The following is a 23,579-nucleotide window of genomic DNA, read 5'->3' as shown; positions in this document are numbered from 1 at the left end:
GTGATATCACATGGATGTGGAGTCCAACCCTGTGCTCGGTCTGTCAGATCGGGCAGATGTAGTGCTGCTAACCCGTCATCAACTCCTGGGTCAATTGCTTCAGCATTTTCTGGCTAATTTGCCGGACCTGAGTCTGTCCCTGCAGTCTCTGCCTGAAGATATTGGCAGCGGAAATGCCCTCTTGCTGCTGGATACCGCAAGCGTAGATTGCGCTGAGCTTGCTCGTGTTTTGGCTCTGGTCGATGACGGTTGTGCAGTGGCACTGGTGAATACCAATCCCGAGCAGGCTGAGCAGATTCTTGAGCAGTTTCCATGGGTGCGCGGGGTGTTCTACAGCCACGTCACACGGGAGCATTTGCTGCAAGGTATCCGCGCTTTGCTCGCCGGGAATGACTGGTTGCCGCGTCCCTTGATGGAGCGGCTGGTCGGTCAATTACGCTCCTTGCGCGGGGCGCCGCAAGAGCGCGAAGAGGCCGAGCTAACCCGCCGCGAGCTGGAAATCATGCAGTTGGTGGGCAAGGGCTTATCCAATACCGATGTGGCGGCGTTGCTCAATCTGAGCCCGCACACCATCAAAAGCCATGTGCATAACCTGCTGCGCAAACTCGGCGTGTCCAATCGTGCTGAAGCGGTTTATCTGCTGCGCGATCAGTTGGGCAGGGAGTGAGGGCTATGCGGATTGTATGGCTCGTTCTGATGTGCCTGCTGGCAGCCAATGCGGTTGCCAAGAATCAGGAAGACGAGATCAAGGGCTTCGTGGTGGATCAGACCATTTCGCGAATTGGCCACGAGTTCTACCAGCACTTCACTGACCGCCTGCGCGATACCAGCCCGATGGATTTCAATCTGGTGGTAGTCGAGCGGCCGTCTGCACGTTGGGGCAGCTTGATTTGGGTCGAGTTCGAGCGGCGCATGCTCTATCGCAGTTTCCTCCAGCCCAACACCTCGCAGCTGCAAGAGACGGCTTATCAGGCCGCAGACTTTGTGCAGGAGGGCATTGCCCGGCAAAAGTTGGAGCAACTTTTTGATGACACGTTTGATATGGACAAGGACGAAATATGACTAGGCGTACATTGACTCTCGCGGCGGGGGTGTTGCTGGGCTGTTCGACAGCGGTTTCGGCAACCGAGTTGGTCTACACACCCGTGAACCCTTCGTTTGGCGGCAACCCGATCAATGGCAGTTACTTGCTCGGCAATGCTCAGGCGCAAAACGACTACAAAGACCCGGATACCCCGGACTTTTCCTATGAGCAGCCCAGCGCGCTGGATCGGTTTACCGATCAGTTGCAGTCACGGCTTCTCAGTCAACTGTTAACAGACGTCGGTAATGGCAACACCGGCAGCCTGTCTACCGACAGCTTCCTGATCAATATCGTGGATGACTCGGGCGCACTCAGTGTTGAGGTGACCGACAAGCTCACAGGTGAAGTTTCAGTTATTGAAGTGAGCGGCCTCAACGCCACTTATTGAATTGCCGATAAGGAAGTCTGAAACATGAAACGCTACGTACTGACGGCTTTGATGCTGGCTGCGTTACAAGGTTGTGCCGTCCGCGAGCCGATGCCCGCCGAGCATGATGCCGATACCCCGACACTGACGCCCCGGGCCTCAACCTATTACGATCTGCTGCAACTGCCCAAGCCAAGAGGCAAGCTGGTCGCGGCCGTTTATGGTTTCCGCGACCAGACCGGCCAGTACAAACCCCTGCCTTCAAGCTCGTTTTCGACCGCTGTAACCCAGGGTGGCGGCAGTATGCTGGTCGACGCATTACAGGCCAGTGGCTGGTTCAGCGTGCTGGAGCGTGAGGGCCTGCAAAACGTGCTGACCGAACGCAAGATTATTCGCGCTGCGCAGAATAAGTCTGAAGGCGGCAATAACCCGCAAATGCCGCAACTGCCTTCGTTGATGGCGGCCAACATCATCCTTGAGGGCGGTATTGTGGCCTACGACACCAACGTGCGAACGGGTGGTGAAGGCGCGCGCTACCTGGGCATTGGAGTGTCCGAGAAATATCAGGTTGATCAGGTGACGGTGAACTTGCGCGCCGTCGATGTGCGCGGTGGGCAGGTGTTATCTAACGTGATGACGACCAAAACCATCTACTCGGTCGACCGCAGCGCGGGGGTCTTCAAGTTTATCGAGTTCAAGAAACTGCTTGAGATAGAGGCGGGCTACACCACCAATGAACCCGCGCAGCTGTGCGTGTTGTCGGCCATTGAGTCGGCTGTCGCGCATCTGGTTGCGCAGGGTGTCGAGCGTAATCTTTGGGTGATGGCAGACAACGTACCTATCGAGCAAACCAATCTGGTGAAGTTTCTCGACCAGCAGCAAACCAGCCTCTGAGGCTTAAACCGTTTGCCTCCATTTGGCCCCGTCCGCTTTCAGCGGGTGGGGTCAAATGGTTTCTGGGCAGTGTGAAGCTGAGCGCTGCTGCGCCTTGGCTTCGCTGACACCCCAACTCCCTGAATCCTGAATACGCGACTGCAGTGTCGCAGCCCGATTGCGCGGGCACATTGTGCGCGGCGACTACTCGGTATTAATCGGTTGGATAGGGGGCTTAATCCCTGTTGTATGACGAGGGCCGGATTTTTACACCGATTGGGCGATGTTGGTGTGCCACTACCGCGGCAACAATGTTGCTCAATTGAAGTGGAGCAACGCCCATGTCCCTCCGTTCACAGATCAACGCATTACTCATGGCTTCCATGCTTGGCCTTGGCTTGGCAGGCGGTGCCGTGATGGCTGCAGATCTGCAAGATAACCAGGACCTGATGGCGGGCACAGAGCTTGGCCAAGACCTCTCGGCGCAACTGGCAGGATTGTCTGGCGAGCAAAAAGCCCTGTTATTGCAGCAGGGCTACAGCAACGTCGGCAAGATCACCCAGATCGGCAGCAACCAAGCGGTGATGCTGCAAAACGGTGCTGATTTGTTGGGCGGCATTGTCCAGGTCGGCAGTGATCAGGAAGCCTACATCCTTCAGCAAGGCGCAGCTAACGCGGCCGGCATCATCCAACTCGGTAGCGACAACGATGCGCTGATCATCCAGAACGGCGCTTTCAATCAGGCACTTATTACACAGAACGGTGTGGGCAATAACGCCCAGATCATGCAGGACGGTTACGCCCTGCAAAGTAGCGTTACCCAGTGGGGTAACGGCAGTGGCAGAAGCGTCGTAGTACGCCAGTACCGCTGAGATTGGCAACTAACTTGACTCATGCAATGGATGCATCAAAGGAGAAATACCATGCTCAAGCTCAACGCAATTGCAGCGGCACTGATCGCACTTTCCAGCGCCCAGGCCATGGCAGCAGACAACTATGCACTGCAACTTCAAGCGGGTGTTGAAAACGAAGCCGAAGTTGATCAAACCACCGGTTCATTGAGCAACTACGCGCTGCAAGGGCAGGCGGGTGTTGGCAACGATGCGACCATTACACAAAAGAACAGCGGCGCTAACTTCGCTGTTCAGGGGCAAGCTGGGTTCGATAACGTCGCGGCTGTTAAGCAAAGTCTCGGCGGTGGTTCAGGGGCGCTCCAACTCCAGGGTGGCACTGGCAACGATGCGCAGGTCACTCAGACGCTTACGATTGGCGCAGGGGCTAGCCAAGTGCAGCTAGGCACCAGCAACCAGGCGGTTACCACTCAAACAGGGCAGACCGGCAGTACTGCCGCGACCTATCAGTACGGTAATGGCAACACTGCTGAGTTGCAGCAACAAATTGTGGGTTCAAACAACTCGGCTAGCGCTACCCAAGTCGGTAACTCTAACGATGTTCTGGTGACACAGAACAGCTCAGGATTCCTCGGTTTAAGCCCAAGCTCCAGCAACCAGGCTATTACCTACCAGGACGGTGACCGCAACAAGGCTTATGTTGGCCAGTCCGGGACCGGCAACACAGCAACCACTTCATCGGTCGGTAGCGACAACAGAATTCTGGCAGGTACCAGCAAATCACCAAGCAGCACCGGCCAGTCGGGTTCAAACCAAGTGGCGAGCCTGCAGCAAGCGGGTGACAGCAACCTGATTTCGTTGCGTCAAAGCAATAACGGCAACAATGCTACGGCCAACCAGAGCGGTGACTTCAACACCGCAAGCATTAGCCAGCCAAGCAGCGGCAGCGTTGCCACTGTCGACCAGACGGGCGACTGGAACAAGGCCACCGTTAGCCAAACGCGCAATCGTCAGACTTCCGATATCGACCAGAATGGCGTTGGTAATACCGCGACGACTTCCCAGGGTGGCGATAACGAAAACATCGCCAGCATCAATCAAGAAGGCACTTGGAACACCGCCAACACCGTGCAAAGAGGTAAGGCGAACGAGGGCTATGTAATTCAGTCCGGTGACTGGAACAACTCCACCGTTGATCAGAGCAACGAGGGCAACCGGGCTAACGTTTCGCAAGATGGCACTGGCAACACCTCTGGTGTGTATCAGGCTGATGGCTCGTTAAACGTTGCAGCGGTTGAGCAAGTCGGCGACTGGAACGTTTCATCGATTAAGCAATATGGTTCTGAGAACGGCGCTACTGTTGCTCAAGGCGGTAACTGGAACGAGGCGACTACTCTGCAAACGGGTAGCGGCAATCAGGCGGATACAAGCCAGTCCGGCGACTGGAACGTGGCCACAACCACTCAGAACGGTAATGACCATATCGCTGATGTGACTCAGGACGGAACCGGTAACAATGCGACAGTTGATCAGTTTGGCGGCAACGGCAACGCCTCGACAATTGATCAAACTGGCGGTTGGAACACTGCCAAGAGCACGCAGGACGGCGCAGGCAACGTTGCCGAACTGACCCAGGACGGTAACTGGAACAACGCGACCGGCAACCAGAATGGTAGCAGCAACGAGCTGTATTTCAGCCAGAATGGAACGGGTAACGAGCTGACTGCTGATCAGTCTGGCAACGGCAACATGATTGATGGTTTCTCAACTGGCAATTACAACGTGGCCGATATCGACCAGGTGGGTAATGGTAACGATGCGACTGTTCGTCAGCTTGGTGCGAACAACGACGCGTCGGTGGACCAGAATGGTGGTCATTACGCTCAGGTTGCACAGATCGGCTGGGGTAACGATGCCAACATCGTGCAAACCGGCACCGGCAACTCGGCCTGGGTGGGTCAGGTTGGCGCCGCTAACCTCAGCAACGTGACGCAAGGCGGTAGCAGCAACATCGCGATGGTCGGTCAGGTTGGCGCGAGCAACGTGAGCACCATCAACCAAAACTAAGCGCCGTCAGCCGCCTCGGCAACGGGGCGGCTTCTGGCAGGAAACGAATGTGTTATCGATTGCACTAACGTCCCTACTCCTTGCCTCAGCCTCACCGGCTGGGGCTTCTTTGTTTCTGCAGCCGGTTTCGGCAACCCAGTTGGAGCTGCGCCTGTGTTTCACCGGCGATGGCCAACAGGTGCGCTACGACCTCGAAGTACTCACGGTGTCGGCTGCGGGCAAGCAACGCTCGCGACAAGGCGGTACGTTGCTGGCGACCGCAACGCGCGCGTGTCCGATACTTAATCGCATGGGTACCAGCGCAGATCGCAGCGTTGAGGCTACCGTGCACTGGTGGGTTGATGGTCAGGAACAAGCGCCGCTGGAGCAGCGCTTTCCTGAAAACCAGCAGAGCAATGGCCGTGCTGGTGAGCCGACTTAGCGGCGCTGATTTCTTGCGCTAAAGCGTTGTCGCCAATTGCGCACTCAAGCCCATGGCTTGTGGTTGGAACAGGCGCGCATCCATCAGTTTGGGCTGGCGAATGATCGGTTCGAAATCCATCCGCTCAACGATGTCGCGCTGAATATCGATCCCCGGCGCCACCTCGATCAGCTCCAGTCCCTCGGTGGTGAGTTCGAATACGCAGCGCTCAGTGACATACAGCACGGGCTTGCCGCGTTCTGCTGCCTGTTTACCCGCGAATGTACGGTGCTCGACCTCGCCGACGAACTTGCGCATTTGCCCGTCTGTGATGATTTGCAGCAGGCCATTGTGAATACGGATGTCTTGTTTGCCAGCGCTGAATGTACCGGCGAAAACCACCTGTTTGGCGTTTTGGCTGATATTGATAAAACCGCCCGCGCCTGCCAGCCGACTGCCAAACTTCGAGACGTTCAGGTTGCCCGCTGCATCGGCCTGCGCCAGCCCGAGTACGGCCAGATCCAACCCGCCGCCGTCGTAAAAATCGAACTGATAGGGTTGGTCGATCAAGGCGCTGTGATTACTCGCCGCGCCGAAGTCCAGCCCAGACGCTGGTACGCCGCCGATCACGCCGGGCTCTGCCGTGAGTGTGAGTAAATCACTCACGCCTTCTTCGGCGGCAACGGCGGCCACACCTTCCGGCATGCCGATGCCCAGATTAACCACCGAGTTGGCCTTAAGCTCCAGCGCGGCGCGGCGGGCGATCAGCTTGCGCACATCGAGCGGCCGCGGCGCCAGGCTGTCCATTGCCACCCGCGTTTCGGCAGAGAAGGCCGGGTTGTAACCTGTGGCAAAGGTTTGTTGATGGTTTTCGGGGTCGGCAACGACAATGCAGTCGACCAGAATGCCGGGGATTTTAACGTCGCGCGGATTCAGTGAGCCGCGTTCGACAATCCGCTCAACCTGCGCGATCACCAAACCGCCGCTGTTATGCGCGGCCATGGCGATGGCCAGGCTTTCGATGGTCAGCGCTTCGCGCTCCATGCTCAGGTTGCCGTCGGCATCGGCGCTGGTGGCGCGAATAATGCCAACGTTGATCGGCAGCGCCGGATAGAACAGATAGTCCTGATCATCTATCGGCATGCGCCGCACCAGATCCACTGTGGTTCTGGCGTTCAACTTGCCGCCGCCAAACAGCGGGTCGACAAAGGTGCCCAGACCAACCTTGGACAGTTGCCCCGGTTTGCCCGCCGCGATATCGCGAAACAGTTGGGAGATAACCCCTTGCGGCAAGTTATAGGCTTCGATCAGGTTATCCACAGCCAGCTTCTGCAAACCGGGCACCAATCCCCAATGGCCGCCGATTACGCGGCGCACCAAACCTTCATGGGCCAGATGATTAAGCCCGCGCTGTTTGCCATCGCCTTGGCCAGCGGCGTACACCAGCGTCAGGTCGCGCGGGGCTTGTTGGGCAATGAAGCGTTGCTCCAGCGCCACGGCGATTTCCTCGGCGAAGCCAATGCCTACAAAACCCCCGGTGGCGACGTTGCTGTTGTCCTGTATGCGGGCCACCGCAGCGGCGGCCGTCATGATTTTGCTCATGCGGTTTTACTCAAATCAATACGCAATAACGGAACTGCGCAGCGCTAAGGACTTGTTGGTGCTGCACGCAGCGGCAGGCAGCAAGTCGAAAGCGCCACGTTTGTAGCCTCGGGTCAGAAGCTACCGAAAAGTGTTCCGAGGGCAATCACCACCGCCAGAGCCATCATTGGGAAGGCCACGGTGTTGACGAAAATAAACTTGTACGACTCACGGTGCGTGAGTTTGCAAATGGCCAGCAGCGAGATCACCGCGCCGTTGTGCGGCAGGGTATCCATGCAGCCAGAGGCCATTGCTGCGACGCGGTGCAGCAGTTCGGGGCTGATGCCGGCGGTGGTGGCCAGTGTCATGTATTGCTCGCCGAGGGTTTTCAGCGCAATCGACATGCCGCCCGAAGCCGATCCGGTAATACCCGCGAGAATATTCACCGCCACCGCTTCCGAGATCAGCGGGTTATCCGACACGCCCAGCACCAGATCGCGGATAACCACAAAGCCCGCCAATGAAGCGATGACGGTGCCGTAACCGACTTCGGCGGCGGTATTGAGAATCGGCAACATGGAGCCGAAAGCACCTTCGTTGACGGTTTTCTTCAGGTCCATCCAACGACGCCAGTGCATGACGATCAGCAAGACGATGGCCGACGCCAACGCAACAATGATCGACCAGATGCCGATCAGTGATTTGGCATCAGCCAGGCCGCCAAATTCAGGCTTGGCCAGATAGCTGGCATCGATGCCCGGCAGGATTTGCTTGGCCATTACATAGTTGAGGCCGATCACGATCAGAATCGGCAGCAGCGCCAACCAGAAACCGGGAGTGTGGCTGTAGTCTTGCTCAACCGGGTCTTCGCGGTGGTCGCCGTAGCCCTCGCCAGCTGCTTTCAGTTTGCGTGCCTGGCTGGTGAGCCACCATGAACCAAGGCCGAACATGATCAGGCCCGCGATGATGCCAAGGCCGGGCGCTGCGAAGGCATCGGTGCCGAAGAACGGGTTGGGAATCGCGTTTTGAATGGCCGGCGTGCCGGGCAGGGCGGTCATGGTGAAAGTGAACGAACCCAGCGCAATCGCGCCGGGGATCAGGCGCTTGGGAATATCGGCTTCGCGAAACAGCGCTGCGCCAATCGGGTACACCGCAAAGGCCACCACAAACAGCGAAACGCCGCCGTAGGTGAGAATGCCGCACGCCAGCACAATCGCCAGAATCGCCCGCTCGCTGCCCAACTTGGCAACGATGCCGTGGGCGATGGCGCGGGCAGAGCCAGAGTCATCCATGAGTTTGCCGAACAATGCGCCGAGCAAAAACAGCGGGAAGAACTGAATGACATAGCCGCCCATGGCTTTCATGAACACTTGGGTGTACGTGGGCAGCAGCATGGCCACTTCGCCTGAGAACAGCAGGGCGAGCAGCGCAAGAAGGGGAGCGAGTATCAGCACGTTAATGCCGCGATACGCGAGGTACATCAGCAGTGCGAGGGAAATCAGAATACCAAGGGTACCCATCGTAAATTCCTTTTGTTGTTATTGAGGTCGTGCTCTTTGGCGCGCCGGGTAGCGCTACGCGCAGTCAGCAGCGCGCAGCATTGGCGTGATAGAGCGAAAGGTGTGCCAGTTATCGTAAGACCTTAGTCGGACAGGCCTGCATGGCAGGCGGGCTGGGGTTTACAGCCCGTCAGGCGATTACGCGGGGCGATTTGGCGAGGGTTTTGATATGTCGCGATATGCCCAAAAAATTGGACATGTATGATTTTTTGGAAGGATCTGTCGTTTTTGTGTCCAGTAATTTGGACATTTGCGCGGTGGACTTTCGTTAAGCGTCGCGCTCGCTTAGGCCGTGCTGCTGCAACTTGTTGTACAGGCTGGCCCGTGAAATCCCCAGACGGATTGCGGTTTGCCGGCGATTACCGTCACAGGCCCGCAGCGCTGTTTTAAGCGCAGCCAGTTCGGCGTGAGCCATGCTGGTGGCAAGCTCCGGGATCGGCTGCTGAGTATCTGCCGCAACAGCTGGCGCTGGAGATGCTGGCGCCGCGCCGCGCAATAATGGCTGAATCAGCGCGACGTCGAGCACGCTGCCTTCGGTTGCCAGTTGCACACGCTCTAGCAGGTTACGCAATTCACGCACGTTACCGCTCCACGGTTGCTCGCCTAACAGTTTCAGTGCCTCTTCGGTCAGCTCCATCGGCGCCTGACCCGAGCGATTGGCAATGTCGTCCAGCAGGTGTTCAACCAGCGCCGGAATATCTTCACGGCGCTCGCGCAATGGCGGCACTCTCAGGCCGAGCACATTGAGGCGGTAATACAAGTCGTCACGGAACTGGCCAGCCGCGACCTTGGCTTCCAGGTCGATGTGAGTGGCGGCAATCACCCGTACATTGAGCGGTTTCACCTGATTCGAGCCGAGCGGCTCAATCTCTTGCTCCTGCAGCACGCGTAGCAGCTTGGCTTGCAAGGGCAGCGGCAGATCGCCGATTTCATCGAGGAATAAGGTGCCGCCGTTGGCGACTTCAAACTTGCCGATGCGGCCCTTGCGGTCGGCGCCGGTATACGCGCCAGGCGCTGTACCGAACAACTCGGCTTCCACCAGCGTTTCCGGAATGGCGGCCACGTTCACCGCCACGAATGGGCCATTGGCTCGCGGCGACAGGTTGTGGATACCCTGCGCCAGCAACTCTTTGCCGGTGCCGGTTTCACCGCGCACCAGAACTGTGGACTCAAGCTGCGCGGCGCGTCTGGCCTGGCGTTTGACCTCGCTGGCTGGTGCGCTGGAGCCGATAAATCCGGCGATGGTGTAGCGCGCCCGGCGGGCTTTGGCGAGTTCGTTCTGAGTCGCCAGCAACTGGCTCTGCAAAACATTGAACTTGGCCATCAAGGGTTTCAGATGCCGAGCCTGATCGAACAACACAAAGCCGAGCGCGCCGACCACCGTGCCGTCTTCGTCACTCAGCGGAATGCGCGTGACTACAAAATGCTCGCTGCCAAACGCCATCAGATCGAGCATGCTCGGCTGGCCGCTCTCAACAACTTCACGCAAGCGACTGGCGGGCAGCACCGCTTCAATCTCTTTACCGAGTACGCTGCGCGGATCGCTGATGCCGACCTTGGCGGCGTATTTATCGTTGATCCAGACAATCCGCGCCTGCCGGTTGACCGCGATGGTGCCCTCGCATTGAGCGTTCAGGTGATCAAACAGCAGCGGCATGGCCACCGAGCGAAAACGCTCCTGCGATACGCCGATAATCAGCCCGTTCTGGTCGAGGTCGCCGTGCGAGATAGCCATGCCTGAAAGGTTCCGGATTGAGGGTGGGGCGATTATGGGCATCTGAGCCGACCCGCAGCAAGGCGCGGGCGTAGCCTGATGCAATTGGTCTTCTCATGCTTTGCGCTAATGGCGTTTATGCCATTGTTTTGAGATAGTTAGCCGGCTATCCGCCTGCGCGAGGCTCAAAAGGCCAACTGCAAGCGTCGACGCCTATCGCGTCACTCCCTCATGGTGTCTATCTGACACACGTTGGCGAGCTATCCGCGCGCCGCTGGATCTGCCGTGCACAGCCCACATGGCTGACGTTCGTGCATTCAAAAAATTAAAAAGTCTCGATCCATCCAAGGACGTCCCATGAAATTCACCCGTTGCTTCACCTTGCTGGCTTCTGCTGCCGCTTTAACCCTTGCCGTTTCCGCGCAAGCTCGCGAATACTCGGTTTCGACCGTTCTGTCGGACGCTTTCCCGTGGGGGCAGGCAGCGCAGAAGTGGGCTGATCTGGTCGCCGAGCGTTCCGAGGGTCGTATCACCCTGCGTGTGTATCCCAATGCCCAGTTGGTAGCGGGCGACCAAACCAAAGAATTCTCGGCCATGCGTTCTGGCCTGATTGATATGGCTGTCGGCTCGACCATCAACTGGTCGCCGCAAGTGCCAGAACTCAACCTGTTCTCACTGCCGTTCCTGATGAAAGACGACAAAGACCTCGATGCGCTGACTCAGGGCGAAGCGGGCAAGCTGTCGTTCAGCGCGATTGAGTCGCGCGGCATCGTGCCGCTGGCGTGGGGCGAGAATGGTTTCCGTGAGCTGTCCAACTCGGTCAAGCCGCTGCGCACCCCGGCCGATCTGGCAGGTCTGAAAATTCGCGTGGTCGGCTCGCCATTGTTCCAGGATACCTTCACTGCACTGGGCGCCAACCCGACGCAGATGAGCTGGTCTGATGCGAAACCTGCACTCACCACTGGCGCAGTAGACGGCCAGGAAAATCCGATCTCGGTATTCGACGTTGCCCGTGTCGATCAAGTCGGCCAGAAGTACCTGACCCTTTGGCACTACATGGCCGACCCGCTGATCTTCGCGGTTAACCAGCGCGTGTGGAAAACCCTGCCGGAAGAAGACCGCGAACTGCTGCGCCAGGCTGCACTGGACGCCGGTAAGTGGGAAACCGAACTGTCGCGTGGCCAGCAAGCTACGCGTCTGGCTGATATCCGCGAGCGCGGTGTAGAAACTGTCGAGCTGAGCGCCGAAGAGCGTCAGGCATTTGTCGAGGCAACCCGCAGCGTGCATGAACAATGGGCGCCGAAAATCGGTGCTGATCTGATCAAGGCTGCTGAAGCGGCAATCGCCCAATAATGCTTGTGCGGGGCAGCAGTTTGCTGCGCCCTGCGATACGTCCCAATGATCGAGTTTTACCCGCAAGCCTCCGGGCTTGCGGTTGTTTGAGGTCTTTATGAAAAAACAACCGGACGCGCGCTTCGAGCGTGCGCTGGCTACCTTGGCGCTGGTGATCATTAGCCTGATCAGCCTGGCCAACGTGGTGGTGCGTTACTTCACCAATGCATCTTTTGCGTTTACCGAAGAGTTTTCCGTGTTCTTGCTGGTCATCCTGACCTTTGCCGGTGCATCGGTTGCGCTGCGCAGTAACCGCCACATTCGCATCGGCATGCTGGAGCGGATGTTTCCGCGTCTGCGCACGCCGCTAATCATTGTGCAATGGCTGGCAGCCGTGCTGGTGCTCGGCCTGGTGGTTGCTTATGGCGGTCAATTCGCCTGGGAAGAATTCCAATGGGACTCCGAGTCACCGGGCTTGGGGTTGCCTAACTGGTGGTACGTAATCTGGCTGCCGCTGCTCGGCCTGTTGATGCTGTGGCGGGTGACTCAAATGAGCCTCGACCGTCTGCGCGGGAGGATCAGCGATGAGCCCTGATATGTGGTTGATTCTGAGCTTTCTGGCGCTGCTGATACTGGGTGTGCCGGTGGCTTTCGCGCTGGGATTGTCGGGTGCTATCGGCATCATCGCCGGGTTGTCACCGGACATGCTCGCGACACTCGGCACCAATACCTACAACGGCGTGGCCAAATACCCGCTGATCGCCATTCCGCTGTTCATCCTCACCGGCTTGGTGTTTGAAAAGGCCGGTGTTGCGCTGCGTTTGGTGCGCTTTGCCCAGGCGCTGATCGGCCCGCGTCACGGTGGTTTGGCGCTGGTGGCGATTCTCGTGTGCCTGATCATGGGCGGCATGAGTGGTTCCGGCCCGGCGGATGCAGCCGCGGTGGCGATGGTGATGCTGCCCAGCATGACCAAGGCCGGCTACCCCAAACCATTCTCGGCAACGCTGATTGCGGCGTCGGCCTCGACCGCGATTTTGATCCCGCCTTCAATCGCGCTGATTCTCTACTCGATTGTGGTGCCCGGTGTAGATCTGCGCGCACTGTTTGCCGCTGGCCTGTTTCCGGGAATCATCGCCGGGCTGGTCTTGCTGCTGCCCGCGTGGTTGTTGTCACGCCACTACGGCTGGGAGTCGCCGGATGAGGTCGAACGCCCGGCGGTGTGGGAAAGTTTCAAGCAGGCGTTACCGGCACTGTTTGCCCCGGTGATCATTCTCGGTGGCCTGCGCAGCGGCCTGTTCACCCCGACCGAAGCGGCAGTAGCCGGCGTGACATACGGCGTGCTGGTTGGCTTGTGGCTAACCCGCGAGCTGGACTTGCGCAGTTTGTGGCGTTTGTGTGGTGAAGCGGCGGTGATCTCGGGCGTGGTCATGCTGATTATCGCGCTGGCAGGCATTTTTGCCTGGGCCGGCACCATGCTCGGCACATTCCGCCATTTGGCCGAGTGGCTGATTTCGTTGTCGGATAACGGCACGGTGTTGCTGATACTGGTCATGGTCGCGGTGCTGCTGGCGGGCATGCTGCTGGATGCCATCTCGATCTACCTGATTCTGATGCCGATCCTGATTCCGGTGATGCAGCACTTCGGCTGGAACCCGGTTTGGTTCGGTATTCTGCTGGCGATGAACATTGCCATCGGCCAATTTACACCGCCAGTCGCGATCAACTTGATGGTAACTGCCGAGGTGGCAAAAATCCGCCTGGAGCAAACCGTGGGCTGGGCGCTGCTGTTTGTCGTGGTCATGGGCAGTGCGCTGGTGCTGGTAGCGGTGTTCCCTGACATCGCCTTGTGGTTGCCGCGTGTGCTGGGTTACTCGGTTTAAGCTATTGTTGAACCCGTAGTCAGGTATTTTCAGATTGCCGGTGTAAAAGCCGGTAATCAGGCTATATTGTTGCGTTAGGCCGTTCAGGGGCTGCCGACTCGTTGCAGTGCTCGCAATGTTGTCGGATCACCTGATTACGAAGCGCAGGGAAATGGATGCCATCCTCCAGTATTGAGAAACGCTCGAATAACGGGCTGGCTGAAACTGGCAAACGAACGTTGATGCGGGTCATTCTGGCGTCGACGGGTGTCACGCTGGGCGGCTTTTCTGTGTTGCAGTTTCTTGCCGGCAACCACCTGTTTGCGCTGCTCGAAGTGGTGATGACCGGCGTGCTGTTATACGGCGCATGGCGGATTGTGCATGTGCGCAACATGACGCCCTGGATCTACCTCTACATCATCCCGACATCGGCGTTTATCACGTACATCATCATCATGCCTGATGCCTCCAAGGCGGCATTTGTGTGGGTGTACACCATTCCGCTGATGTCGTATCTCTTGCTGGGCAGGGCACGTGGCTTCCTGCTTTCCACGCCTTTGATGATTATTCCGACGGTGCTGTACTTTGAGCAACACAAGGTGGCCTTGGATACGGCGGGCTTGATCGATCTTGGCAACGCCGTGGCCTGTGGCCTGCTGATCATTGCCTTTGTGCACATCTACGAATCCTTGCGCGCAGCGGCTCATGCGCAGCTTGAACACATCGCCCAGACAGATGCGTTAACCGGGGTAATGAGCCGTGGCAGTTTTCAGCAGGTGCTCGACGGCAGCATTGCCGAAGCGGAGCGCAGCCAGGCGCCGCTGGTGCTGGTAATCATGGACATCGACCACTTCAAGGGCGTTAACGATGACTGGGGCCACGATGCGGGTGATCAGGCCTTGAGGCACATGAGCACGCTGCTCAAGCAGCGCTTGCGCGTGACTGACAGTGTTGGCCGCTTGGGCGGCGAAGAGTTTGGCGTGCTGTTGCGCAATACCGACAGCGACCGTGCCGCTGGCCTGATTGAAGCGTTGCGCGTGCAAATCGTCAGCACGCCTTTGCAATACGGTGAGGATATCGTGCCACTGTCTGCCACTTTTGGTTTGGCGGAATGGCCGCATGATGGCCGCACCTCCAACGAGCTTTATCGTTGTGCGGATAAACGTCTTTATCTTGGCAAAAGTCGCGGGCGTAACCAACTGGTCGGGCGCGATTATCGCGGGGCGGAAATGCCTGCGCATTCATTGAATCCGTCGCTCTAGCGTGGCGTAGCTTTTACGCTTAATGCTGATTGTGTGACGCTTCCATGCTCAGCAGTTTGCGTCGGAAAGCCAGCGGCGTTAGCCCGAACCAACGCTTACAGGCCCGATTAAGCACACTCTGTTCGCTGTAACCCAACAGCCCGGCAATCTGCGAAATCGGCATGTGCCGCTCGGCCAGATACTGCTCAGTCAGCTCCTTGCGAATGCCCTCAAGCAACTCGTCAAAATGCATATCCAACTCCGCGAGCCGGCGCTGTAGCACGCGTGGATGCAAACCCAATTGTTCGGCAACAGTGGGCAGACGGCAGCGATGAGTGGGTAGCAAGCGGCTAATAAGCTTGTTCACCTGCGCCACCAGATCAGAGCCGTTTTGCAGGCTGTGCTGCTGTAGATAATCTTCAAGGGTGCGGTGCAAATTATAGTTTTGCTGCTCAATCGGCCGGGCCAGTTGTTCAGCCGTCATCACCAGCGCATTGCGCGCCTCGCCAGTGAGAACGCGGCTGGCGAAATAGCGCCGGTAAGTGGCGGGCGGCAGCGTGCTCGAACTGGTCAGGCTGACGGCATACGGGGCGAAATTGCTGCCGCACAACAACTTCATCGCATTCAAGGCCACTCCCAACGCCAGCTCGGTCATCTGCCGCTTGTAGCGAACTTGCGGCAGATTGAGCGTGATAACCCATTGGGTTAACTGCGAATCGCGGGTGTTCAGTTCAAGCTCGATGCCGGGGCTGTGATAACTGATAAACCGCACAATATCCGTGAGCGCCTGACCAACAGTGGCGCAACTCAGGGCGATTACCGCGATGGGCCCGAGAATTTGCATGTCCTGATACTTGGCCATGCGCAGGCCAAAGTCCGGGCAATCGAGGCTGTTAGCGGCATGCTCAAGCAAGCCAACCAGCGCACTGAGCGGCAGGCGCGCGTCTTCATCATCCAGCAGCGCGGGGTTGATGTGAAAGCGATCGAGCATTGCATCGGCGTCGCCGCCCAGTTCGCGGGTCAATTCGCGAAAGCCGATGAATGAGGTGGTTCTGATCAGTGCGGTCATGGTTCCAAAGATCAAATAAAAGTCATCAAAGATCAATAATTACCTAGACTGAATGATGAAAATCGAACCTGTAGCTTTCGCGTCGCGTTCGATGGCGCATAAAACAACAACAATTGGAGTGCCAGATGACATTCGATTACATCATCGTAGGTGCCGGCTCGGCTGGCTGCGTACTTGCCAACCGCCTGAGTGCCGATCCCGCCGTTAGTGTTTGCCTGCTCGAAGCCGGGCCACAAGATTCCTCTCCGTTTATCCACATGCCAGCCGGGATCGCAGTCATCCTGCCGACCAAGCATGTCAATTGGGCCTTCAATACCGTGCCGCAGCCGGGCCTCAATGGTCGTCTGGGCTATCAGCCGCGTGGCAAAACTCTGGGCGGCAGCAGCTCGATCAACGGCATGATCTACATCCGTGGCCATAAAACCGACTTCGATGACTGGCATGCCCTGGGCAATGAAGGCTGGTCTTACGATGATGTGCTGCCGTATTTCCGCAAAAGTGAGAACTACTACGGCGGCGAGTGTGAATATCACGGCGCCGGCGGCGAGTTGTATGTGGGCCGCGCCGATGTGCAGCAAACCACGCACGACTTCGTCAAAGCCGGCACCGATGCCGGCCATGCCTTCAATGCCGACTTCAATGGCAAAGAACAGGAAGGTGTTGGTTACTTCGACGTCAACATCCGCGACGGCCGTCGCTGGAGCGCAGCCACTGCATTCCTCAAGCCGGTGCGTGAAGCGCGCAAGAACCTGACCGTAATCAGCGGTGCTCTGGCTGAACGAGTCCTGCTGCAAGGCAAGCAGGCAGTGGGTATCGAACTGAGCGTTAAAGGTAATCGACAAATCATCAGCGCGCGCAAAGAGGTATTGCTCTGCGGTGGTGTGTTTGGCACGCCGCAACTGATGATGCTCTCGGGTATCGGCCCGGAAGCCGAACTGAAAAAGCACGGTATTCCAGTCCAGCATGAACTGCCGGGCGTTGGCGAAAACCTCAAGGACCACCCCGACGTGGTGCAGTGCTACAAGAGCACCGACCGCTCACTCATGGGCGTCTCTCTGCGGGCTTCACCACGCCTGACCAAAGACCTTTACGACTACAGCCGAACCAAGAAAGGCCCATTGGCGAGCAACCTTGCCGAAGCCGGCGCCTTCCTGAAAACCGACGCCACCCTCGACCGCCCCGATATCCAACTGCATTCGGTAGTGGGCTTGATTGATAACCACAACCGCAAGCTGCATTGGGGCCATGGTTTCAGCGCACACATCTGCGTATTGCGGCCGAAGAGCGTCGGCAGCATGGGCCTGAATTCGCCAGACCCGAAAGACGCGCCGCGTATCGACCCGAATATCCTCGGTGACGACCACGACGTCGAGACCATGCTCAAGGGTTTCAGGATGACCCGCGAAATCATCGCCCAGTCGCCAATGGCGCATCTGCAGCTAAAGGAAATGTACGGCATCAATCAGGATCAGGACGAACAACTGATCAAGTTGATTCGTGATCGCACAGACACCATCTACCACCCGGTAGGTACCTGCAAAATGGGTTCAGATGAAATGGCCGTGGTCGACAGCAAACTGCGTGTGCACGGCATTCAAGGCCTGCGCGTGGTCGACGCCTCGGTGATGCCAACGCTGATCGGCGGCAACACCAATGCGCCAACCATCATGATCGCCGAACGTGCGGCCGAGTGGATATTGCAGGATCAAGCTACGAACGCCTAGCAACAGAGCACGGCTAAACGCTAGCCGTTGGTTCTTTGCAGCAAGGTTGTGGGGTTGTGCAATGGCATACAGCGATTGCACAACCCCACAGCGCGTTTAGACATCAAATCAAACGAAGTTCTGGCGCGCAGCACCACGCGGCAGACGATTACGCCCCGGCAGCTCCTGCAGGCGCTGCTGCCATGCAGCCTTAACGCTCATCGCAGGCTTGGCCTTAACCTGTTCCGCCGCCGCTTTCTCAGCTTTGGCTGCCGCACGCAACTCAGCCAGCGTAGGCGTTCTGCGGGCCACGGCAGGCGCCGCTTCCTTCTCAATAGAACGCAGGCAAAGCTTGCAGGAAACCTGCTCCTTTTCCCCGGTAGTGCTCAGGCTAGAACCCGTGCGGCCGCAAGCCACAGCGTCAGGGGAGGGCGAGTAGTGAATAGCCAACGTTACATCTCCAGCTTTTAACAAAGCCGGCGATTTTACATATCTAGTGGCGAGTGTGCGTCTGGAAATGGGACGAAAGGTTGTTGGGATGAGCGGGGAAGGGGATGTTTTGGGGTAACGAAAATGACCAGCGTTTAGGTTGGTCGTTTGGGTTGCGTTGTTTGGTGGACCTACACGGACTCGGACCGTGGAACAAAGGATTATGAGTTGCCTAGAAACACTGCAAGCCTAGTGAAACCGTGCGTAGCTTAGTGTAGGTACAGTAAGCTGAAAGTATCGTCGTAGAGCGGGTTAAGCGTAATTGAGCGTAACCTGCAAAAGCTGGGCACTGTACCGTCAGTGTACTGCTTTCGCATAAGATGGTATTGCATAAGTCGGGAGTTACCTCGGGAATTTGCAGGTAATGATTTATGCCGAGCGTGTGCATTGCATGCTATTACTATATTACTAAGTGTTTGGGGTTTTATAGTTGTACCCTGATTTAAAAATCGATCGAGTACGATTTATCAGTATCATGAAGTGCTGGTTTATGCTTCATGATACTGACATGTTTAATATGAGTCTCTATATGTTTTTATCAGGGTTCTGTTTTTTATTGCCTCGGGTTATTAGTCCCTCCAAAAGACTGTCCGTCATGCTCTCAAGGTTAATGTTTCCATCCTCAAGGAACTCTCGCATGGTAGTTTGAGTGCGTGACTTATTTATTATTTCTGATACTTCATTCCAGTCGTCTGGTATAGGGATTAGGATGTTAGATATATGAATTGGCTCAAGATGTTGTTGGACTGCGCCGTATTCATTTTTGAGCATTTGATTTAGCGCTTGCTTGGATTGAAGGAACTGATAGACGTAGAATCTAATATCTTCGTCCGGGATTCTGACTCGAATTAGGTCGTCAGATACGATTGCGCCATCAAGTCTTTTGGTTATATAAGAAACTCGGCCAATAGTACCTGAGCGGGTGATTACTATGTCTCCCCGGTGAACTCTAACAGCATTAATTGTTGAAATTTGCTTTGCCGATGCAAAATTTATGTTGAGTAATTTTGCGCTTTCTGATTTTTCTTGCAAGACAGCCGAGGGTGTATAGTAAGGCTCTATGCCGTCTCCTGTTTGCTCAACAAGGAGATTTTCACTTTTCAGTCTTGGGCCTTTGAATATTTTTACATTGGTGGTTATTTGGCCGAGCGTAGTTACTGACCAGCCATCTATGCCATCAATGGATTCTATCTGTTTAATGGTTTCATTAAGGTTTGGTAAATAAAACTGAGGGTTTATTCTCAGTTGATTATCGATGTCGGAGCGATTGATTGCAAAGCGATACTCTGATGCGATGAGGTTGTTCTGTTTGAATGCGTTGTAGTCTTTTAAGATCTCATCAAAGTCGTGATCAATCTCCTCTGTCGGAGCGTTATTATGGTCTCGTTTGAATATTGGGAAGCCCTCACTGTCTTGACCAATTTTCTTTGAGATTGCGAGGAATATTTCATAGTCGATTGGTGCCGTCATGTCCTTTTCAAAGCGCTCGATTATTAATAGGCATGTCCGGACGCCTGTATGTGGCTGAAAAGTGTCTTTATGGCAATTGATTACAGCCAGAAGCTTGTAGCCGTCAAACATTAGCTTCCTTGCTGGGAAGTAAGTTTGTGTGTCGAGAAAACTTTTAGGCATCACGATTCCTATGATGCCTCCGGGTGCAACCCAGTTGAGACAGCGTTCGAAAAAAAGCATTTCCGGTGGTACACCTTCTGCGTTTCTTTCGCCCGTCGGTGCGTATTCACCTCCCCGGCTTGTCCATTTGATACCGGTTGAAAAGTTATCAAGAACATGTGGGTCGGATATTCGTCCTTCTGAAGCTCCTGCAAATGGTGGGTTTGTCAAAATTACGGTCGGCTTTTCCATACCGCAACGTGCGAGTACATGCTCGTTTAGATTTGACAGATCACCAAGTGAGTCTCCTTGAGTCATGCCCGCGTGGCCATCGCCATTCAAAATCATGGCCGTCTTAGCAATTTTTACTAGCCGCTTGCTAATTTCAACCATAAACAAATTGGTGCGATGTTTGTCCAGCTGGCGCTGTTTGGCGATGGCAGTATCTGTTGACGATAATATTTTTTTTCGCACGTAGCGCATGGCCCCGGTAAGGAACCCACCAGAGCCTCCCGCGGGGTCTAATATTATGTCTTGGTAATGTGGACCAACGCACTCGCACAAAAAATCAACAACTAGTCGATTGGTAAAAAACTGTCCGCGTTTTCTCTTTAAGTAAGTTGCTGTGTATTGTTCGTAAGCGTGTCCCATTATGTCCCAGTCTGTGGAATCATTTAGGTCGCTTAGCAATCGATACCTCTGTAATTCGATAACAACATCGCAAATTGCGCGTGCTCCAACAGAAATGTTCTCGTGCTCAGAGAATACATCTTGATTGTTTGATACAACTTCTTTGAATAAGCGGTGAACTCGGTTTGCTACTGCTTCTCGTCCGACTTCCGATCTGTATTCCTCGGGCGTGCAATAGAACTCGCAATATTCACCGGATTTTTCCTCGTCCATGGCTTTTGCAAGAATTAGCCTAACCATGTCCATGGTTAAGTCATCTTCATCGCCGTCAACGCCCCTGCCATGAAGTTTGTTGTGGCATTGACGTAGCATTCCTTTTATATCTATTGGGCGTTTTAAGTCCTCTTTTTTTCTCTGGCCTAATGCGTCCCAGGCTTCGGATTTTCTCGGGATGCCTGTCCAGTCAATCAGTTCGTTTGTTGGGGCGCTGAGACGTCTATAGTACTGGGGTGCGTCGCCGTTATACCAGACACCACCCTCGGCGCTTGTATTGTATATGTAGGAAACTAATTGGTTGTAGCCGGTGTTTATGTTTGGTGCTTTACATTCTACTACAAGTAGTATTGAGCCTTGGTCTTTGTTTGCTTTTGCTTTTGCTGTGCGATAAACAACTATGTCGGCCCTGACAGGCTGTCCAAACTGATCTTTTAGCTCTTTACTTCCGTAGTGTATTGCTACTTCTCTTGCTAGTGTGTTGATAGGGTATTGGTATTCGTAATGCAGGACTCGTAAGTAGTATTGGCGTACAAATTCTTCGGGTGTCGCTTCCAACTCAATGTTGTCAAGAAAGTCTACAATTTTTCCATTTTCGTTTTTTATAACTTCAAAATGATCCATGTTCTTAGTCTTTTCATTCTTTAGCGGAAATGAGAGGTTTTTCTATCTGTGCTGGTATGTGTGCAGAATATTTTGCGCACGAGAAGTTTCAATGGTTTATTTTAAATAATCATTCATGATATATGATTGTATGTTTAATTGGATAGTTTTTCATCTTGACTTAGCTAGTCCTCTTCACTGAAGTAGTCGCTATCTAGCTTCGGAAGCTTGAGTAGGCGTGAGGCAACGCCTACTTCGTGATCCATCATCAGGTTGACCAGTCGGCTGCCATCGACCAGCACCATGCCTTCTACGGAACGGGAGAAGTCGATTGCCTGTGCTGTAAATCCTGAGGTGGTAATAAACACGCCACGCTTGGCTTTCTGCCCAGCGAGTGCGCCATAGAAAGCCTGCAACTCTGGCCGCCCAACCGTGCCCTGCCAGCGTTTGGCCTGGACGTAGACTTTTTCCAGGCCGAGCTTATCGAGTGAGATCACTCCGTCGATACCGCCATCACCGCTGCCACCAACACGCTGCAGATCGTTGCGACTAGCGCCATAGCCAAGGCTGTGCAGCACATCCAACACGATGACTTCAAAGCGGTTAGGGCTGACTTGCAGGAGGTTATCCAGCAGGTCTGCAGCCGTTGCCTCGCGTAGTTCCCGCAGAGCCTGCTCCAGGCGGTCGTCAGGGCTAACAGTGGCTGAGCTGGCCGCAGGTGTAGGCTGCTCTTGCCCATCGAGTGGGACAGCATCTGTCGGGGTCTTGAGTTTTACATTCATAAAGCCAATGGCGAGCTGTTCGACCTTATCCGCAGTCAGAGGGGCGGGGTGCTGGACGGCATAGGTAATGCCTGCGTCGGTCAGCTTCCAATACCCACGCTTGGCGCTGCTGGACAGGCCGGCGCGCTTGAGGCGGTCATGGGCCCAGCCTGCACGGTTTTTGTAGGTGGCCTGGCCGCTGGCAATCAGCTCTTGGCGCTGCGCTTCCGATAGGTTCAGTGCATCGGCGGCGGCCTCATGGGCGTCACGTGCTGTCGCGCCTTCGGGCGTAGCGGCCAGAAAGCGTAGGATCGGCTCAATAAACTGGTCGTAGGTAGGGACGGGCATTGCGACTCCAGGCGCAGGATTGATGGTAGGGCCGCTTGCTAAAGGTTCTGCATGGTTTTGCATTTGGGGAAGGTTGAGCAGCCCCAGAATTGTTGGCCGACATTAGTCCCTGTTTTACGGGTGCGAATAACCAGGGCGCTGCCGCATTTCGGGCACTGCCGCTCGGCGGTTGGATCGCTACGGCGTTTGAGGTTTTGCACATGCTCGCGGTGGGTAGCGAGGGTCGGCGCGCGGCGGCCGGTTTGCAGGGCTTGTAGCATGGTGTCGACATCAGCCGCGCTGAATACCGGCTGCTGGAATGACTGGATATAGCGGATAAAGCCAATGCCCTGGGTCACGTTGGCCGGCACTTCGGTTTTGAAGGTGCTGCCGCCAACGAAGGTGATCACCGAGTGCAGGTGCTCTGGGTTAACGCCAAGGGTGCCTTCCAGGGCTTTGAGGTGCTTGTAGTTCTGGCGTAGCGGGTTCTGGAATTTGAAGGTGCGTTTGTAGAGCTTCTGCGTCCACTGCGCCTGCTTCTCGCCGCCGAAGATCCAGCCGCTCATGTTCTTCGTTTCCAGCACGAAGATGCCGTAGGGCGAGAGGAATACGTGGTCGATCTGCGTGGTGCCGTCTGGCGTGTTCAGCGTGACATTGTGCAGGCGGCGGTAGGTGTGTTTGTCCAGCTGCCAATGGGCAAACAGCCGTACCAAAAGTTCGCCAATATGACCCTTGGCCCAAGGCGATTTGAGCAGGCCGATCAGCAGCATCAGCGGGATAAACCAGCCGAGCGTGCCCCAGACCTGCGCGATGATCGGGGTGAAGTCCATTTCTTAACCTCCAGTAATCCTGAGTTATCTGGATATTACCGAAAGTAAGCGTAAGTAGACGAAAGTATTCAATGGCCAGTCTAAATCGGGCCATTGCCCCCGGTTGTTTGCAAGAACTCGGGACGGTATATGTGGTTAGGCGTTGTCGCGGGTGTCGTCGCCGGCAGGCTCTGGCAGCGGCAGGCCAAGCAGGCTGCATAGCTCGGTGAGGAACAACTGGTAGTTGGCGCGCTCAGTGCCTCCGGCCTTTTGCCAGCGGGCCAGGAAGGTGTCCAGGTGTTCCATCACGGCATTGCTCCGACTACGAGAAAGGCTGGGATTCTAACGGAGAGGTCAGGTCTAGGGTATGGCATCG

21 protein-coding genes are annotated in these 23,579 nt (G+C 55.9%); 12 read left to right on the top strand and 9 right to left on the bottom strand.

What is annotated here, in order from left to right:
* The first annotated feature begins 10 nt into the window (after nt 1–10).
* From FEZ62_RS00445 to FEZ62_RS00415, 7 genes are all read left to right on the top strand, one after another.
* Entirely contained in the window at nt 11–667 is a 657-nt protein-coding gene (locus FEZ62_RS00445; RefSeq protein ID WP_172926467.1) for a response regulator transcription factor, read from the top strand.
* Nucleotides 668–672: 5 nt separating this feature from the next.
* The gene (csgE, locus tag FEZ62_RS00440) at nt 673–1,062 is read left to right on the top strand and encodes a curli production assembly/transport protein CsgE (RefSeq protein ID WP_150548273.1); all 390 of its coding nucleotides are present in this window, start codon (nt 673–675) and stop codon (nt 1,060–1,062) included.
* Nucleotides 1,059–1,472, top strand: coding sequence for a curli assembly protein CsgF (locus FEZ62_RS00435; protein ID WP_069902575.1), 414 nt, complete (start codon nt 1,059–1,061; stop codon nt 1,470–1,472). Before csgE ends, FEZ62_RS00435 begins: the two co-directional genes overlap by 4 nt.
* A 24-nt stretch (nt 1,473–1,496) precedes the next feature.
* A complete protein-coding gene (locus tag FEZ62_RS00430) occupies nt 1,497–2,345 on the top strand; it encodes a CsgG/HfaB family protein (protein WP_172926466.1) in 849 nt (282 codons plus the stop codon).
* A 353-nt stretch (nt 2,346–2,698) separates the two neighbouring features.
* Entirely contained in the window at nt 2,699–3,196 is a 498-nt protein-coding gene (locus FEZ62_RS00425) for a curlin (RefSeq protein WP_242454851.1), read from the top strand.
* 51 nt (nt 3,197–3,247) lie between these two features.
* Nucleotides 3,248–5,242 carry a hypothetical protein gene (locus FEZ62_RS00420; RefSeq protein WP_172926464.1) on the top strand — a complete coding sequence of 665 codons (1,995 nt, stop codon included), beginning with the start codon at nt 3,248–3,250 and terminating at the stop codon, nt 5,240–5,242.
* 109 nt (nt 5,243–5,351) lie between these two features.
* Complete coding sequence (locus tag FEZ62_RS00415) at nt 5,352–5,663, top strand: hypothetical protein (RefSeq protein WP_172926463.1); 312 nt, start codon at nt 5,352–5,354, stop codon at nt 5,661–5,663.
* 18 nt (nt 5,664–5,681) lie between these two features.
* On the opposite strand, the gene FEZ62_RS00410 is transcribed toward FEZ62_RS00415, so the two are convergent.
* The 3 genes from FEZ62_RS00410 to FEZ62_RS00400 all read right to left on the bottom strand — a co-directional run bounded on the left by FEZ62_RS00410 (nt 5,682) and on the right by FEZ62_RS00400 (nt 10,517).
* Nucleotides 5,682–7,244, bottom strand: a complete 1,563-nt coding sequence (locus FEZ62_RS00410; RefSeq protein ID WP_172926462.1) for an acyl CoA:acetate/3-ketoacid CoA transferase — start codon at nt 7,242–7,244, stop codon at nt 5,682–5,684.
* Nucleotides 7,245–7,357: 113 nt separating this feature from the next.
* Nucleotides 7,358–8,743: a GntP family permease gene (locus FEZ62_RS00405; protein WP_172926461.1), complete on the bottom strand. Its 1,386-nt coding sequence runs from the start codon at nt 8,741–8,743 to the stop codon at nt 7,358–7,360.
* A gap of 307 nt (nt 8,744–9,050) precedes the next feature.
* Nucleotides 9,051–10,517, bottom strand: coding sequence for a sigma 54-interacting transcriptional regulator (locus FEZ62_RS00400; protein WP_150548277.1), 1,467 nt, complete (start codon nt 10,515–10,517; stop codon nt 9,051–9,053).
* Nucleotides 10,518–10,853: 336 nt separating this feature from the next.
* On the opposite strand from FEZ62_RS00400, the gene FEZ62_RS00395 reads away from it, so the two are divergent.
* The 4 genes from FEZ62_RS00395 to FEZ62_RS00380 all read left to right on the top strand — a co-directional run bounded on the left by FEZ62_RS00395 (nt 10,854) and on the right by FEZ62_RS00380 (nt 14,949).
* Nucleotides 10,854–11,849: a DctP family TRAP transporter solute-binding subunit gene (locus FEZ62_RS00395; RefSeq protein ID WP_172926460.1), complete on the top strand. Its 996-nt coding sequence runs from the start codon at nt 10,854–10,856 to the stop codon at nt 11,847–11,849.
* A 97-nt stretch (nt 11,850–11,946) separates the two neighbouring features.
* Nucleotides 11,947–12,423, top strand: coding sequence for a TRAP transporter small permease (locus FEZ62_RS00390; RefSeq protein WP_069902584.1), 477 nt, complete (start codon nt 11,947–11,949; stop codon nt 12,421–12,423).
* A complete protein-coding gene (locus tag FEZ62_RS00385; RefSeq protein ID WP_172926459.1) occupies nt 12,413–13,708 on the top strand; it encodes a TRAP transporter large permease in 1,296 nt (431 codons plus the stop codon). The genes FEZ62_RS00390 and FEZ62_RS00385 overlap by 11 nt, the downstream gene beginning before the upstream one ends.
* A gap of 221 nt (nt 13,709–13,929) precedes the next feature.
* On the top strand, nt 13,930–14,949 hold the full coding sequence (locus FEZ62_RS00380; protein WP_242454848.1) for a GGDEF domain-containing protein: 1,020 nt from the start codon (nt 13,930–13,932) through the stop codon (nt 14,947–14,949).
* Between the two features lie 19 nt (nt 14,950–14,968).
* On the opposite strand, the gene FEZ62_RS00375 is transcribed toward FEZ62_RS00380, so the two are convergent.
* A complete protein-coding gene (locus tag FEZ62_RS00375) occupies nt 14,969–15,997 on the bottom strand; it encodes an AraC family transcriptional regulator (protein WP_172926457.1) in 1,029 nt (342 codons plus the stop codon).
* Nucleotides 15,998–16,122: 125 nt separating this feature from the next.
* Here FEZ62_RS00375 and FEZ62_RS00370 point away from each other — a divergent pair, with 125 nt between their 5' ends.
* The gene (locus FEZ62_RS00370; RefSeq protein ID WP_069902587.1) at nt 16,123–17,721 is read left to right on the top strand and encodes a choline dehydrogenase; all 1,599 of its coding nucleotides are present in this window, start codon (nt 16,123–16,125) and stop codon (nt 17,719–17,721) included.
* A gap of 108 nt (nt 17,722–17,829) precedes the next feature.
* On the opposite strand, the gene FEZ62_RS00365 is transcribed toward FEZ62_RS00370, so the two are convergent.
* The 5 genes from FEZ62_RS00365 to FEZ62_RS00345 form a co-directional block, all read right to left on the bottom strand.
* Nucleotides 17,830–18,150, bottom strand: a complete 321-nt coding sequence (locus FEZ62_RS00365) for a hypothetical protein (RefSeq protein ID WP_090515795.1) — start codon at nt 18,148–18,150, stop codon at nt 17,830–17,832.
* 564 nt (nt 18,151–18,714) lie between these two features.
* Complete coding sequence (locus FEZ62_RS00360) at nt 18,715–21,327, bottom strand: N-6 DNA methylase (RefSeq protein ID WP_172926456.1); 2,613 nt, start codon at nt 21,325–21,327, stop codon at nt 18,715–18,717.
* Between the two features lie 164 nt (nt 21,328–21,491).
* Entirely contained in the window at nt 21,492–22,415 is a 924-nt protein-coding gene (locus tag FEZ62_RS00355; RefSeq protein ID WP_172926455.1) for a restriction endonuclease, read from the bottom strand.
* A 38-nt stretch (nt 22,416–22,453) separates the two neighbouring features.
* Complete coding sequence (locus tag FEZ62_RS00350; RefSeq protein ID WP_172926454.1) at nt 22,454–23,224, bottom strand: NERD domain-containing protein; 771 nt, start codon at nt 23,222–23,224, stop codon at nt 22,454–22,456.
* A gap of 135 nt (nt 23,225–23,359) precedes the next feature.
* Complete coding sequence (locus tag FEZ62_RS00345; RefSeq protein ID WP_172926415.1) at nt 23,360–23,512, bottom strand: hypothetical protein; 153 nt, start codon at nt 23,510–23,512, stop codon at nt 23,360–23,362.
* Between the last annotated feature and the right edge of the window lie 67 nt (nt 23,513–23,579).

Source organism: Pseudomonas sp. MS19 (genome assembly GCF_013277615.1).
Classification (GTDB): Bacteria; Pseudomonadota; Gammaproteobacteria; order Pseudomonadales; family Pseudomonadaceae; genus Aquipseudomonas; species Aquipseudomonas marincola.
Note: the sequence above shows the minus strand (reverse complement) of the source record. Positions and strands in the feature narration are given on the sequence as shown.